The following is a 12,296-nucleotide window of genomic DNA, read 5'->3' as shown; positions in this document are numbered from 1 at the left end:
TTTTTATATTAGGTCGAAATAATGCTTCATAAGTTTTTTAGTTTTCTTATACTACCTGTACTTTTTTTTACTTACCCAATTTCTTCGAATGCTTTAAACATAGAGCACAACATAAAATATACTAAACTCAGTAACGGACTAGATGTTTATGTTGTTTCTAATCATCGGATTCCAGCCGTTTTACATGCAGTAATATACAAAGTTGGGGGAATGGATGATCCAATCGGCAAAGCAGGATTGGCTCACTACTTTGAACATTTAATGTTTGAAACTACAGGAAAGTTCACAGATATAGAAGCAACTATGAGTAGCATTGGGGCTCAATTTAACGCGTTTACCACTAAAGAGTATACTTGTTATTATGAGTTAGTCCCCAAAAAAGATTTACCACTGGCAATGGAAGTTGAAGCAGATAGAATGGGCAGCTTTAATGTTACTCAAGACAAAATAGATAGAGAAAAAAACATTGTACTGGAAGAAAGAAAAATGAGATTTGATAACCAACCTCATAACTTGTTGTGGGAAGAAATGGATAGTGCATTTTACCGTAATGGCTATGGTAGATCTGTTATTGGCTGGGAGAGCGATATCAAAACTTACAATCAGGATGACATAGTGAGGTTTCACGATAGTTATTATCACCCTGGTAATGCAATATTGCTGATTGTGGGTGATGTGGAACTTGATGAAGTAGTGAAATTAGCAGAAGAAAAATATGGCGAAATTAAAGCTAAGCCTGTAATGAGAAATTACCCAAATCAGGATCCAGTGCATAATGCAGGTCTATCGGTGACCTTAGAGAGCACTGAAGTAAAAGAACCAGTTTTATATTTTCGTTATCGTGTACCCTTATTTGAGCATATAAATGAAGCTTCCGCTGCTCATTTAGCGGTTGAAATTTTAGGTGGCGGCAAATCCAGCAAACTGTATAATGATCTGGTTTTAGATGAAGATGTGGCAGTATTAGTGTTTGCTTATTATAATAGCCTAGCTTTTAGTGATGGCTACATTGATATTCAGGTCATTCCAAAAAGCGGAGTTAATTTAGATATTGTTGAAAGAGAGTTAGATAATGCTATTAATAACTTCATGTCTAAAGGAATAACGGATGAGGAGTTGCAAAGCTCGAAATATAGATACAAAGCAGCACAGTTTGATAATCTATCTGACTTAACTCATATAGCGATGTTCTATGTGCCACACCTTGCACTTGGTATTCCACTTGATGAAATAGATATTTCATATAGCAAAATAGATGATGTTAATTTAGAGGATGTAAATAACAAAATTCGTACTATCTTTTCTTCCAATAAGTTAATTGGTCGTTTATTACCAAAAGGAGATAACAATGAGAATAAGTAAATTTGTACTTCTGTTTTTTTTCTGCCTAAGCTTTAATTTACAAGCAAGTGGTAGCTTAAATATAGAGGAGGTCACTACCCGTAAAGGATTTAAGTTTTTATTTGTCGAAAACTGTGCTTTACCAAAAGTTTCACTGAATATATCATTTAAAGATGCAGGTTATGTGTATGAGAGTGCAGAAAAACAGGGGCTTGCTTGGTTTACTTCTCTTGTAATCCAAGAAGGGGCAGGAGAAAATGACGCTAAGGATTTTGCAAAAAAACTGAAGATCAAAGGAATAAATTTACTTTTTTACCCCGATTTAGAAAGTTTCGGAGTGTCATTAGAAACTTTGTCTGAAAATTTAGAAGAAAGTATTTCACTACTTAGCGATGCTATAATACGTCCTAAAGTTGACCCTGAAGGGTTGAATAGAGTTTTCGAGAAAGCCAAAGTTGATTTTAATAATCTTGAAAAAAATCCTTATTTTGTTGCTGGAAAAGAATTAGATACGTTATTGTTTAAAAAACATCCTTACTCAAAAAGTGTGTACGGTACTCTTGATACTATAATGAGCATTACTAGAGACGATGTTTTAACATACATAAAGCGTAATTTTGCTAAAGATAACATAGTTATCAGTGTTGCTGGTTGTGCAAAAAAAGAAGAAATTATTACGCTATTAGATAAATATTTATCTAAATTGCCGTCAAAAAGATCAAAAGTGAGAAAAATACCTGTGAAAGATGATTTTGGTTCTGCAGAAAGTAAGAACATTTTTATGGATATACCACAAAGTGTGATACTTTTTGCTCAAAAAGGTATAGCTTATGAAGATCCAGACTACTATAATGCTCAAGTTTTGGTTAATGCGCTTGGTGGTATGGGGCTGAATTCAGTGCTGATGAAAGAGCTAAGGCAAAATCTTGGAATTACTTATGGTATTAGTGCCTCTATGGCTAGTTATACGCATGCAAATATTATAGCCGGAGGTTTAAGTACTGATAGCTCTACTGCCAGTCAATCCATATCTGCAATAAGAGATACATTGAGCAGGATAAAAAAGGAAGGAATTGATGAACAATTATTTAAAGATACAAAAATTAGTATGGTAAATAATTTTATCTTTTCCCTATCTAATAACGCAAACACAGCAGTGTTCTTGGCTAGTATGCAGGTACGTAATCGCGATATTAATCGTCTAAATAATTTTGTAAGTCTCATTAATGACGTAAAGCTAGAAAAAGTAAACGAGCTGGCAAGTTCTTTACTGGAACCCGAAAATTTATTTTTCGTTGAAGTTGGAAAAAACGCTCAGGGTCAATAATTAATACTTTCGTATCCGTTCAGCGGAGTGGCAGAATAAGGTAGACAAGGTGATCTAAGAAGATAATCATAGAGCAAAAGTGAAGTAATATGGTAAACCTTTTAGAACTTTGCAAAAATTTACAGCAAAAAATAGAAAGGTTAGAAGCAAAAATAGAAAGATTGGAAAAAGAGAATGAAAGTTTAAAAGCAGAAAATAAGGCTTTAAAGATAGAAAATGCTGAGTTAAGAGAAAGACTCGGTTTAAGCTCAAAAAATTCATCAATACCAAGTTCCAAAGAGTTGTATAAAATAAAAAAGAATAAGCCGAAAAGCGAAAGGAATATTGGCGGTCAGGTTGGTCATAAAGGAAGTTTTCGCGCCAACATGGATGCAGATAAAGTAGTAAAGATAGAGTTGCCTAATACTTGCGAATGCGGAGGAGAAATTGCAATATGTGAAAAACCATATATTCATCAGAAAGTTGATCTTCCAGAAATCAAGCCTTATGTAGTGGAATATCAGTTAGAACATGGCCGTTGTCGGAGATGCGGAAAGAGAAGAAGTAGCAAGTTACCGGAAGGTGTTACGCCAGATACATTTGGTCCAAGGGTTAAGTCAATAATTGCAGCGTTCAGCGGATTCTACAAAAATTCAAAACGCGAAATAGCGAGTGTCGTAAATGATATCTTCAATTTGAACATAAGCGTCGGTAGCATATCAAATAGTGAACACAGAGTTGCTTCAAAATGCAAAAAAATGTATGAGCAGATCGAACAAGAGATAAGTAGGAGTAAAGTTCTACATATTGATGAAACGAGCCATTATAACAAAGGTAAACTCGCTTGGTGTTGGATGTTTGCAAGCAATACGGCAAGTTTTGTAAAATTTACAGAGTCAAGAGGAATGAAAGTTTTACAAAATAGTAAATTCTGCAATCGCAATAGCTTGGTAATAACTGACAGGTATGCAGCATACAATTATTTTGCCGATAAAAACAGGCAAATCTGTTGGGCACATTTATCAAGAGATTTTGAAAGATTAGCACATAGTTGGAATATTGAAGTTAAAGTTCTGGGTTGTTACTTGAGAAACGTGGCCACTGAATTATTTGCACTAAAAAAAGCTTTACTAAAAAGTGAGATAGATGTTTTGAGGTTTGTCAGACGTGCCAGAAAATTAAGAAAACGTACAAAGTATTACTTGAAGGAGATATCTCGTTTACCTGAAGCAATTGGAGCCTCTCGAGTTGCAAAAAATGTTCTGAGATCTGAAAGAATGATGTGGAAATTTTTAGATGACCCAGAAAATATTCCGCTGACAAATAACCACGCTGAACGGCAAATTCGGCATTATGTCGTTTATCGCAAAAACTCATATTTTACACAATCAAAGCGGGGAAATACATTCCTTGAGCGGATAATTTCATTATACTTAACTTGGAAACAAAGGGGTCTCAATCCTTTCCAAAATCTCCTATCTATTGTTTCTTAAACCACTCTCCTGAACGGATACTAATAAAAGCTAGTGAAATAAGTGCCATACCGCCACGGTATCTCCAGATTCCGCTAACAAGCAGCGAGATGACGAGTTTAAGTTCTCATTGGCATTACTACATATAATGCACTTGAATCGTCTTCATCAGTGATAATTGTAGCACTATTACCATCGGCTAAGCTAAACTTACATTTATTTTTTATGCAGGATAGAACATCAAGTAAATAACGCGAGTTGAACCCTATTTCTATAGGGGCTTCATTGTAGTCCACTTCTATGGATTCAGTTGCATCACTGCACTCTTGGGAGTTTGAATGCAGAGTTAGCAGCTTTTCTTGTAGTGAGAATTTAATAGATTTTACTTTATCAGATACAACAACGGAAACTCGATCTATAACGTCTGAAAGTTTTTTACTTTCAATAATCATATGCTTATCTTGAGATGCTGGAATAACTGCTTTATAATTTGGAAAAGTTCCATCTATTAATTTTGATATTAGAATATATTCACCGCATGTAAACTTGATTTTTCTGTCTGAGAGTTTTACTTTAATTTCATTACAATCGTCCAATATTTTTAACAGCTCCATAACAGTTTTACGTGGAATGATCACACCAAATTCGCCATTGATGTTCCCAGGCTTTGGCCTCTTTATACATGATAAACGATGGCCATCAGTTGCAACGCAGTACAGAAATTGCTCATCTGTATGTAGATATATTCCATTTAAATTATACCTTGTATCATCTAGTGATACAGCAAATTTTGTTTTAGTTAATAAGTCTATCAGGTCTGTATTTAGTAGAGTACAATCATGTTTATAATTGTCTTCTTCAAGAGCAGGAAAGCTGCTTGAAACTACATTCGGTAAAGAAAAGTTTGCATTTCCGCAAGACATCAATAATTTTCCTTGGTTGTTTACTTCAAAATTGACATCCAAATCAGCGGGTAACTTCTTCACTATGTCATGTAAAGTATGCGCTGAAATTTTTACTTCTCCTTCTGTTAATACGGTTGCAGCAAGTGAGGCAAACATTGAAATGTCAAGATCAGTTGCCATTAATTTTATGCTGCCGTGTTGTGCTTTGATATTTATACACGCCAAAACATCTATTGCATTACGCCTTTCAACCACTCCACTTACTCTGGATAATGTATTTAAAAGACTTGTGCGGCTCACGCTAAAACGCATCTGCTCGCACACAGAATTTTGCTTTTTGATTTCTGTATCTACACCTGCAACCTCTGACATTGCTAACTCTCAAAAATATATTTTAAATGATATCCACATCCCATATAAAGTAAAGTGCTATTTATCGAAAGGGCAGTCTGTTTTATACTACAACTGGAAAATTACCTATTCTGTTACAATAATTTACTTTGTATGGCATAAATCATGCATTTTTTGATACGCTTTTTGAAAACCAAGTAGGGAATAAGTATCATCAATGGTCACTGTTTTTGTTTTTCCATTAACTACCATTGATAATCCCTGCTTCATTTTTAGAATGAGATCTTGATCTATTTTTGTATGCTCTGCCCACGCAAAACTTCCCTGTATTATGGGCAGTGTATATTTAATTTTTTTGTCGATATTGAGAGCTACAGGCTCCTTATCATACTGAAAACCAGAGGTAACGCTTACCTCATCTGCTTTTTTATCAACATAACTAACCATTACATACGGCTTGCGATTGGTTGTATAATATTCGCTTTTTTTTTTAGGATAGGATACAATATAACATACTTTCTCTCCATCTTCCAATGCAGTATACACGAGCCAATCTTTATATTTTTCCTTCAATTGTACATCACTAACCGATGCAAAAGCGCCTATCGAAAAAAATATTAGAAATATAAAAAAACTACGCATGCAAACCAAATTTCAAACTTTCAGATTGTATATATTGTTTTACCTTAGCCATCGCCTGCTCAGCCAACTGCCTTATTCTTTCTCTTGAAACACAATATTTTTTACTAAGTTCATCCAGAGTTTGAATGTTTTCAGACAAATATCTACTGATAAAAATGTCTCTTGCCCTTTCGTTGAGGCTCGCTAGTGCATTGTTTAAAATTGTTTCTTTTAATTCTTTTTCTTCATGATTCTGATAGGTTACTTCTTGACTGACCAAGTTACATGGGATCATATCTTGTAGCTCCCTTTTAGAGTCATCACCTATTTTTATGCAATCGTTTAGCGACTGATCCTTACAAGCCATACGGTAATTCATCTGCAGAACGTCTCCTTCGGATACAGAAAGCTCATTAGATATTGCTTTTATTTCTTCATTATTTAAGGTTTCCCTGTTTGTATACTGTAAAATTCTTTTTTTTATTTTACGTAAACTAAAAAACAATCTTCTTTGTGCTTGCGTTGTGCCTATTTTCACAAACGACCAAGATTTCAATATAAAGTCTTTTATTGAAGCTTCAATCCACCACACCGCATAAGTTGAAAAACGAAACCCTAAATCAGGATTAAACTTTTTCACTGCATGCATTAAACCCATATTTCCTTCCATGACCAGGTCCATCAACAATAGTCCATAATTTTTGAATTTCATTGCAATTTTCACTACCAAATTCAAATGGCTGGTAATCAATTTATGAGCAGAAGAAACATCCTTATGTTGGTTCCAATTTTTTGCTAATCGTACCTCTTCCTCTTGAGACAGCATAGGAAATTTTTGCACCCTAGCAATATATTGCATGAGATTGGTTCTGCTATCGACACATAAGTTTGCCATTGAGGTCAACATAACAACTTAAATTAAAACTTCATGCATATAATATATTGATTTTCCAGCAAAAATTCAAGCTTTGATTTGAAAAAAGTAAAAATTTTCCATCTAATTTCTTGGAGACAGTAGGCCGCAGTGTTAGCTAATTGGATAACATCATGTAACTTTAGATGATATTCTACCAGTACAATGGTAAACGTTATAGCTTAAACACATAGCAAATAGTGTTATTCCAGTGCCTTGACACTGGAATCCACATTTCTTTTTTCTAGATCCCAGTGTCATGCTACTTGGATGACAAGAAAAAACCCACTGGGATAACAAGATTGAGATAGACTAGAAATTAAACGCTACTCCAGCTTCTGCACCAACAGTGCTGTAAAGAACTTTGAGTTCCCCTTTGCCGTCTTTGTCAGTTTTATCAAAGTTAGCACCATAAGAACCGAAATAGCGAGCTCCAGCGTAAAGTTTGACTTCTGGAGTTACATCGTAACTAACACCAGCTCTTGCTTGACCAGCAAAAGCAAATTTATCATTTTGACTACTCACAGCAGTTGCCAAAGGTGTGCTAATATACGCTGCACCAACGCCAACACCAATATATGGAGTGATAGGCATATCTTCAATTGCTATATCGTAATAAACGTTAACTAGTCCTGAAATTGCTGTTAAACTGTCTGCAATAGTATCTGGCGTAAATTTTGCATCTGTAACATCATTTTTGTTTAGGTATGAATAAACTCCTTCAACATCAACCCTGATGTCGTCCATTTTGTAACCAAACGCACCACCACCAGCTATAAAAGACGCTTTTAATGGACTGTAATCACTATTGCCTTTCTTATAGGTAATACCATCAACTTTTGTGAAAAGAGGTAAAATTTCACCGTTGTATTGCAAACGAACGTAGTAGCTAGTTTCTTCATCACTTATTGGACCAACAGGATCTGAAAAAGCAGAGTTTGATAAACTTAGCAACGTTGCTAAAGCGGCTGCTGAAAAAAACTTTTTATAATGCATAATTGTCCTCGTAAAAAAAATTAAAATTCCACTTTAGCAGTCTAAGTAACAACTAAAGTTAAGTCAAGTGCTAACTTAATAACACAAAATATCCTACATTTTAACTAATTTTTAGGAGAAGACAAAGATTTTATTAATGAATAAATAGAGTTACACGACTTTTTTACTCTTGATTTTTTGGTATAGCTAACATAGGTAAGATTTACTATCGAAAGACCTCGTCATTCCGCTGCTTGTTAGCGGATGAGATACCGCGAATGAATCCATAACTACACGAACATTGCAATTTGAGTCTACCAGGAGGGCAATGCCTCTTATTCAAGTACCCTCTTCTTGTCATCCCAGTGCGTGACACTGGGATGGCTTTGTTGCATCGCTCAAGTGAAAAGAACTGGCAGTTACTGACAAAATTCATTATAAATAGCCATTTAACTGTTGAAGAAAAAATATGCCACAAAAAATGAGAGTCAGTAACTGCCATGAATATAACAAATTTCTCCAAGAAAGAGGAAGCATTTTTTGTTATATCAATGACGCCATAGAAAATTGGTACGAGAATTGTCCAAAAATGCAGGGCGGCAACTATATTTATAGTGATAAAGTTGTGATTTTGGTGCATATAATCGTCAGTTTCTTTAGAATTGGTTTAAGACAAACAGTCGGGTTTATAAAAGGGTATTTGCAACAAATAGGAAGAGATTTGGCAGTTATCAGCTATTCACAAGCATCAAGAAGGTTTAAGAAACTTAATATTAAGATAAATGATTGCAGAATTGATAAAAATATAGCTCTTTCCATAAAAGTCCGGATGTGATAGGATAAGGGTAGATGATGATAAGGAGGTTGAATGCCAGCAGCATATAGTTATGATTTAAGAAAAAAAGCAATGGAAGCGCTAGACGAAGGAGAAAGCAGAGAAACAGTGGCAGCAAGATTTAAGATTGGACGAACTACTTTATGGGAGTGGCAGCAAAGAAGAAAAGAAACAGGAGACTTTCAATCAAAAAAACTTGGAAATGGGGGTTACAATCACAAAATTACCGACTGGGGTACCTTTGCCAAATTTGCCAGAGAACACGGAGGAAAGACTCTATCGGAAATGGCTAAACTTTGGAACAACGTTAGTATCCAAACGATCTATCGAGCCCTTAAAAAAATTGGATTTACGCGCAAAAAAAGACATATGGATACAAGGAAAGAAACGAAGAAAAACGTGCTGAATTTTTGAAAATTATAGCGACAAAAGAACCTAAAAACTTAGTGTATATAGATGAGTCTGGCATTGATAACACCGAAGACTACCCCTACGGATATTGCCAGAAAGGACAGCGGTTTTATGCCTTAAAATCTGGAAAGAAAACTCAACGAATCAGTATGGTTGCAGCCTTAAGTGGAAGAAAGATAGTTGTTCCGTTAACCTTTGAAGGCCACTGTAATATGGATGTTTTTAATGGATGGTTTGAGCAATTTTTGACACCGATCTTGGAACCTGGACAGACTGACCTTACCCAGAAAAAGTGGAGAGAAAGAAAGGAGTTTTTTCGGGTAAAATAAAATTTTGGAGGATTAGAAATGGCAAGAGAATATACGGCAGAATTCAAATTGGAAGCTGTTAAGCTGGCAAATGAACAAAGAAAGGTAGGTCAACCAGTTGCAAAAGTAGCAAGAGATCTAGGAATAAGGGATAGTGTATTAGGAAAATGGATGAAGAAATATAACGAAAAAAAGTCAGCGGCAAATGCATTTCCAGATGTAGCACCTTATGACAAAGAGAGATTTGATTTACAGAAAGAGTTAGCAAAAGTAACAAGAGAAAGAGACATTTTAAAAAAAGCCCTGGCCAGTCAAAAAGAGTAAAATATTTTTTCATAAAAGAGCATAGTAAACACTATAAAGTGCAGGAATTATGTAGGGTTTTCTGCTAGTGGCTACTATAAGTGGACTACAAGGAAAATAAGCAGTAGAGAATCAGCAAATAAAGAGTTATTAGCAGATATTCAAAAAATATATCAAGCTTCTAAATGTAGATATGGAGCTCCTAAAATTCATGCTGAATTAAAGGCTTTGGGTAAAAGTTGCAACTTAAAAACAGTGCAAAGTATTATGCAGAAAAATGGTATTCAGGCTATATTGAGAAGAAAATTTAAAATTAAGAAACAACAAACGGACAGTAGCTCCCAATATATTAGACCAAAACTTTATTGTCGATCAACCAAATAAAGTATGGGATTACTTATATAAAAACCAAAGAAGGATGGCTATATTTGGCAACAATAATCGATCTATATTCACGCATGGTAGTTAATGAGCAGTTCAATAAATAAACAATAGGTTATGGACTCTTTATTAATGGCCGTTAACAAGCGTAAACCTGCCAAAAATCTACTATTACATAGTGATCAAGGTTCACAATATACTTTGCAAGGTTATCAATATCTCTTATCCATAAAAAACATAGATGAGTCATAAAGGTTGTTGTTACGACAATTCTGTTGTGGAAAGCTTCTTCAGTTCTCTAAAAAGGGAGTTACCAATAGACACCTCTCGGCACTCTAAACAGCATATCAAAACTGCTATATTTGAATATATAGAAATTTTTTATAACAAACAACGTCACTATTAACTATTGCATTCCTGAGCATTTTGATTCATCATTCTCTTTGTGAAAAACATTCCAAACTTTCTCTCCACTTTTTCTGGGTAAGGTCAGTCAGCTACTTGGATGACAGGGGAGGGAGGTGCTACCCTGACAATCGTCATCCCGCTACGTGTTAGCGGGATCTAGAGATATCGCGAATGAATCGCGGTATGACGGTCTGCAGCGGTATGACGTAGGGCTGCACTAGCTATATCATGCATTTTATTAACCGACACTATAAACAACATCCTTACAATTATGAGATTGAACCACAACTTGCTCAAGCGTTAAGCTGCTGCGTTTAGCGTCTTTACCGTGGTTTTCCCCAAGAACATTTGTTCTTTCGTGTTTTATTTCTTCAATGAATTTCTTGTTAACGCTTTCAGGGTCAATCTTTTCCTGCGAATATATAAGATTAGTGCAATTTGTTTTTCTATAATAATGTATGCCAAAACCCACAATGAGTAATGCAAGTATACCAGAACCTATAAGTAATGATAATCCTATGTTATTAGTCAAAGGGTTTTGGTAAAATTTTTGTACACCATTAACACCATGTGTTGCAAGTAGCCCTAGAGGAAACGCTATATTTGCAGCAACTACACCAGTAAATAATGCAGTAAATATTGGTCTGTCGTTAATTACTGATTTTATTTTATTAGTTCTAGTAATTACTTTTTCGTCAATGTTAGTGAAGCCTTGTTTAGCTTCCCAAGCATTAAGTACAAAATTTGAATGAGTGCCATTGCTATATTCCAGTCTTACAGATTTTATAGCTTTATCTTTTGGCTGGTGCTCCAACACCTCAGCTAAAATTTTATCCGCATCTTTTTTTTGAATGGAATGTTCTTCAGTATCTATAAATTGCCTTGTTGCAAAAAATATTGGACCAATTGTAAGCAATGCAGCAAGTGCGATAACTGGTATAGTGATATATTTTGGGCTGTTTGTAAAAAATGCAATAAATTTTGCTTTATCTTGTAAATATAATAAAGCTGCAGATATACTGAGTATAATAGCACTTGCACCAAAAATTATAAAACCCTTCTGCTGCATGGCATACTTTGCTCTTGGCAAGAATCTGTTTGTTTTTTTATTTGTTGTGCTACCTATATCAGAATTTAGTGACAAAGACTCTTCAGAGTCATCTTTGCTTTTATACGATGGTAAAGTATTTGAAGACGCACCTAAATCATCTTTTGAGTTTTGACCACCTATTCCACTGTCTAAACTCTTTTTCGAAGATTTTGCATTTGGGTCTATAGCTGCATAAATATGTTCTTCTGATCCATTACCAGATAATCCTCCTAAACCTAAACTTGCTGTTTGTGATACCCAATCATGAGTCTCACCTTTTGTTTCTTCTAGGGAAGGAGGTAGTACTTCAGTACTAAGACCAAACAAATTTTTGTCTTCTTTGTCTTGTAACCCTGGAGCTTTTGGCAAAATCGGTGGTGCTCCATCACCATCTTTTTGTCGATTTACAGATGCATAAGTAGGATCCACTTCCTCATCATCTGATTCTTCATGTGACATTCCCTGCACACGTGGTACTACATTCAGTACACTTGAGATAGCATTTCCTGCTTCTTCAGGCGATGGTGGATCTTTTAGTGTTATCTTGCTATTGTCACCTGTTTGTTCGTAAGAAGTTAATTTTACTGTTGATTTTTCGACTGACCCATGCATATTCACTCCAAAGTTAATTACTATGCTGCATTGATTACGCTATAGTTATTAAGATATAGTAAAT

At 35.0% G+C, this 12,296-nt stretch carries 14 protein-coding genes and 1 pseudogene; 9 read left to right on the top strand and 6 right to left on the bottom strand.

From position 1 onward, the window contains the following. The first annotated feature begins 21 nt into the window (after positions 1–21). From AACH21_RS06970 to AACH21_RS06960, 3 genes are all read left to right on the top strand, one after another. Positions 22–1,362, top strand: coding sequence for a pitrilysin family protein (locus AACH21_RS06970; protein ID WP_338482523.1), 1,341 nt, complete (start codon positions 22–24; stop codon positions 1,360–1,362). After that, a complete protein-coding gene (locus AACH21_RS06965; RefSeq protein ID WP_338482522.1) occupies positions 1,349–2,668 on the top strand; it encodes a pitrilysin family protein in 1,320 nt (439 codons plus the stop codon). Before AACH21_RS06970 ends, AACH21_RS06965 begins: the two co-directional genes overlap by 14 nt. Positions 2,669–2,757: 89 nt before the next feature. Continuing rightward, complete coding sequence (locus AACH21_RS06960) at positions 2,758–4,140, top strand: IS66-like element ISWen3 family transposase (protein WP_007548562.1); 1,383 nt, start codon at positions 2,758–2,760, stop codon at positions 4,138–4,140. Between the two features lie 98 nt (positions 4,141–4,238). Here the strand turns inward: AACH21_RS06960 and dnaN are convergent, their stop codons facing one another. The 5 genes from dnaN to AACH21_RS06935 form a co-directional block, all read right to left on the bottom strand. Next, a complete protein-coding gene (gene dnaN, locus AACH21_RS06955; RefSeq protein WP_236514700.1) occupies positions 4,239–5,396 on the bottom strand; it encodes a DNA polymerase III subunit beta in 1,158 nt (385 codons plus the stop codon). Between the two features lie 123 nt (positions 5,397–5,519). Continuing rightward, positions 5,520–6,017: an invasion associated locus B family protein gene (locus tag AACH21_RS06950; RefSeq protein WP_006279310.1), complete on the bottom strand. Its 498-nt coding sequence runs from the start codon at positions 6,015–6,017 to the stop codon at positions 5,520–5,522. Next, positions 6,010–6,903 carry an RNA polymerase factor sigma-32 gene (locus AACH21_RS06945; RefSeq protein WP_338482520.1) on the bottom strand — a complete coding sequence of 298 codons (894 nt, stop codon included), beginning with the start codon at positions 6,901–6,903 and terminating at the stop codon, positions 6,010–6,012. Before AACH21_RS06945 ends, AACH21_RS06950 begins: the two co-directional genes overlap by 8 nt. A gap of 318 nt (positions 6,904–7,221) precedes the next feature. Continuing rightward, entirely contained in the window at positions 7,222–7,905 is a 684-nt protein-coding gene (locus tag AACH21_RS06940; protein ID WP_338482519.1) for a P44/Msp2 family outer membrane protein, read from the bottom strand. 205 nt (positions 7,906–8,110) lie between these two features. After that, entirely contained in the window at positions 8,111–8,320 is a 210-nt protein-coding gene (locus AACH21_RS06935) for a hypothetical protein (protein ID WP_265023556.1), read from the bottom strand. A 33-nt stretch (positions 8,321–8,353) separates the two neighbouring features. Between AACH21_RS06935 and AACH21_RS06930 the strand changes: the two genes are divergently transcribed. The 6 genes and pseudogenes from AACH21_RS06930 (at position 8,354) to AACH21_RS07180 (ending at position 10,528) form a co-directional block, all read left to right on the top strand. Continuing rightward, the gene (locus AACH21_RS06930; protein ID WP_155969141.1) at positions 8,354–8,719 is read left to right on the top strand and encodes a transposase; all 366 of its coding nucleotides are present in this window, start codon (positions 8,354–8,356) and stop codon (positions 8,717–8,719) included. Between the two features lie 33 nt (positions 8,720–8,752). Continuing rightward, positions 8,753–9,405 (top strand): annotated as a pseudogene (locus AACH21_RS06925) (IS630 family transposase); the annotation flags it as partial. A gap of 72 nt (positions 9,406–9,477) precedes the next feature. After that, positions 9,478–9,762, top strand: a complete 285-nt coding sequence (locus tag AACH21_RS06920) for a transposase (RefSeq protein ID WP_038198869.1) — start codon at positions 9,478–9,480, stop codon at positions 9,760–9,762. A 21-nt stretch (positions 9,763–9,783) separates the two neighbouring features. Continuing rightward, positions 9,784–10,125, top strand: a complete 342-nt coding sequence (locus tag AACH21_RS07185) for an IS3 family transposase (RefSeq protein WP_095866567.1) — start codon at positions 9,784–9,786, stop codon at positions 10,123–10,125. A 114-nt stretch (positions 10,126–10,239) separates the two neighbouring features. Next, on the top strand, positions 10,240–10,374 hold the full coding sequence (locus tag AACH21_RS06915) for a hypothetical protein (protein ID WP_338482380.1): 135 nt from the start codon (positions 10,240–10,242) through the stop codon (positions 10,372–10,374). After that, positions 10,364–10,528 (top strand): IS3 family transposase, encoded by a 165-nt coding sequence (locus AACH21_RS07180; RefSeq protein ID WP_081600772.1) that lies wholly within the window; start codon positions 10,364–10,366, stop codon positions 10,526–10,528. The genes AACH21_RS06915 and AACH21_RS07180 overlap by 11 nt, the downstream gene beginning before the upstream one ends. Positions 10,529–10,768: 240 nt before the next feature. Here the strand turns inward: AACH21_RS07180 and AACH21_RS06910 are convergent, their stop codons facing one another. Beyond that, positions 10,769–12,232: a hypothetical protein gene (locus tag AACH21_RS06910; RefSeq protein WP_186809127.1), complete on the bottom strand. Its 1,464-nt coding sequence runs from the start codon at positions 12,230–12,232 to the stop codon at positions 10,769–10,771. Positions 12,233–12,296: the final 64 nt, after the last annotated feature.

This window comes from Wolbachia endosymbiont (group A) of Ophion costatus (assembly GCF_963969245.1).
GTDB classification, from domain to species: domain Bacteria; phylum Pseudomonadota; class Alphaproteobacteria; order Rickettsiales; family Anaplasmataceae; genus Wolbachia; species Wolbachia pipientis.
Note: the sequence above shows the minus strand (reverse complement) of the source record. Positions and strands in the feature narration are given on the sequence as shown.

Coding starts and splice junctions, on each gene's coding strand:
- AACH21_RS06965 (WP_338482522.1), top strand. CDS start 1,349: ATGAGAATAAGTAAATTTGTACTTCTGTTTTTTTTCTGCCTAAGCTTT.
- AACH21_RS06920 (WP_038198869.1), top strand. CDS start 9,478: ATGGCAAGAGAATATACGGCAGAATTCAAATTGGAAGCTGTTAAGCTG.
- AACH21_RS06960 (WP_007548562.1), top strand. CDS start 2,758: ATGGTAAACCTTTTAGAACTTTGCAAAAATTTACAGCAAAAAATAGAA.
- AACH21_RS06950 (WP_006279310.1), bottom strand. CDS start 6,017: ATGCGTAGTTTTTTTATATTTCTAATATTTTTTTCGATAGGCGCTTTT.
- AACH21_RS07180 (WP_081600772.1), top strand. CDS start 10,364: ATGAGTCATAAAGGTTGTTGTTACGACAATTCTGTTGTGGAAAGCTTC.
- AACH21_RS06935 (WP_265023556.1), bottom strand. CDS start 8,320: ATGAATTTTGTCAGTAACTGCCAGTTCTTTTCACTTGAGCGATGCAAC.
- AACH21_RS06915 (WP_338482380.1), top strand. CDS start 10,240: ATGGACTCTTTATTAATGGCCGTTAACAAGCGTAAACCTGCCAAAAAT.
- AACH21_RS06930 (WP_155969141.1), top strand. CDS start 8,354: ATGCCACAAAAAATGAGAGTCAGTAACTGCCATGAATATAACAAATTT.
- AACH21_RS06970 (WP_338482523.1), top strand. CDS start 22: ATGCTTCATAAGTTTTTTAGTTTTCTTATACTACCTGTACTTTTTTTT.
- AACH21_RS06940 (WP_338482519.1), bottom strand. CDS start 7,905: ATGCATTATAAAAAGTTTTTTTCAGCAGCCGCTTTAGCAACGTTGCTA.
- dnaN (WP_236514700.1), bottom strand. CDS start 5,396: ATGTCAGAGGTTGCAGGTGTAGATACAGAAATCAAAAAGCAAAATTCT.
- AACH21_RS06945 (WP_338482520.1), bottom strand. CDS start 6,903: ATGTTGACCTCAATGGCAAACTTATGTGTCGATAGCAGAACCAATCTC.
- AACH21_RS06910 (WP_186809127.1), bottom strand. CDS start 12,232: ATGCATGGGTCAGTCGAAAAATCAACAGTAAAATTAACTTCTTACGAA.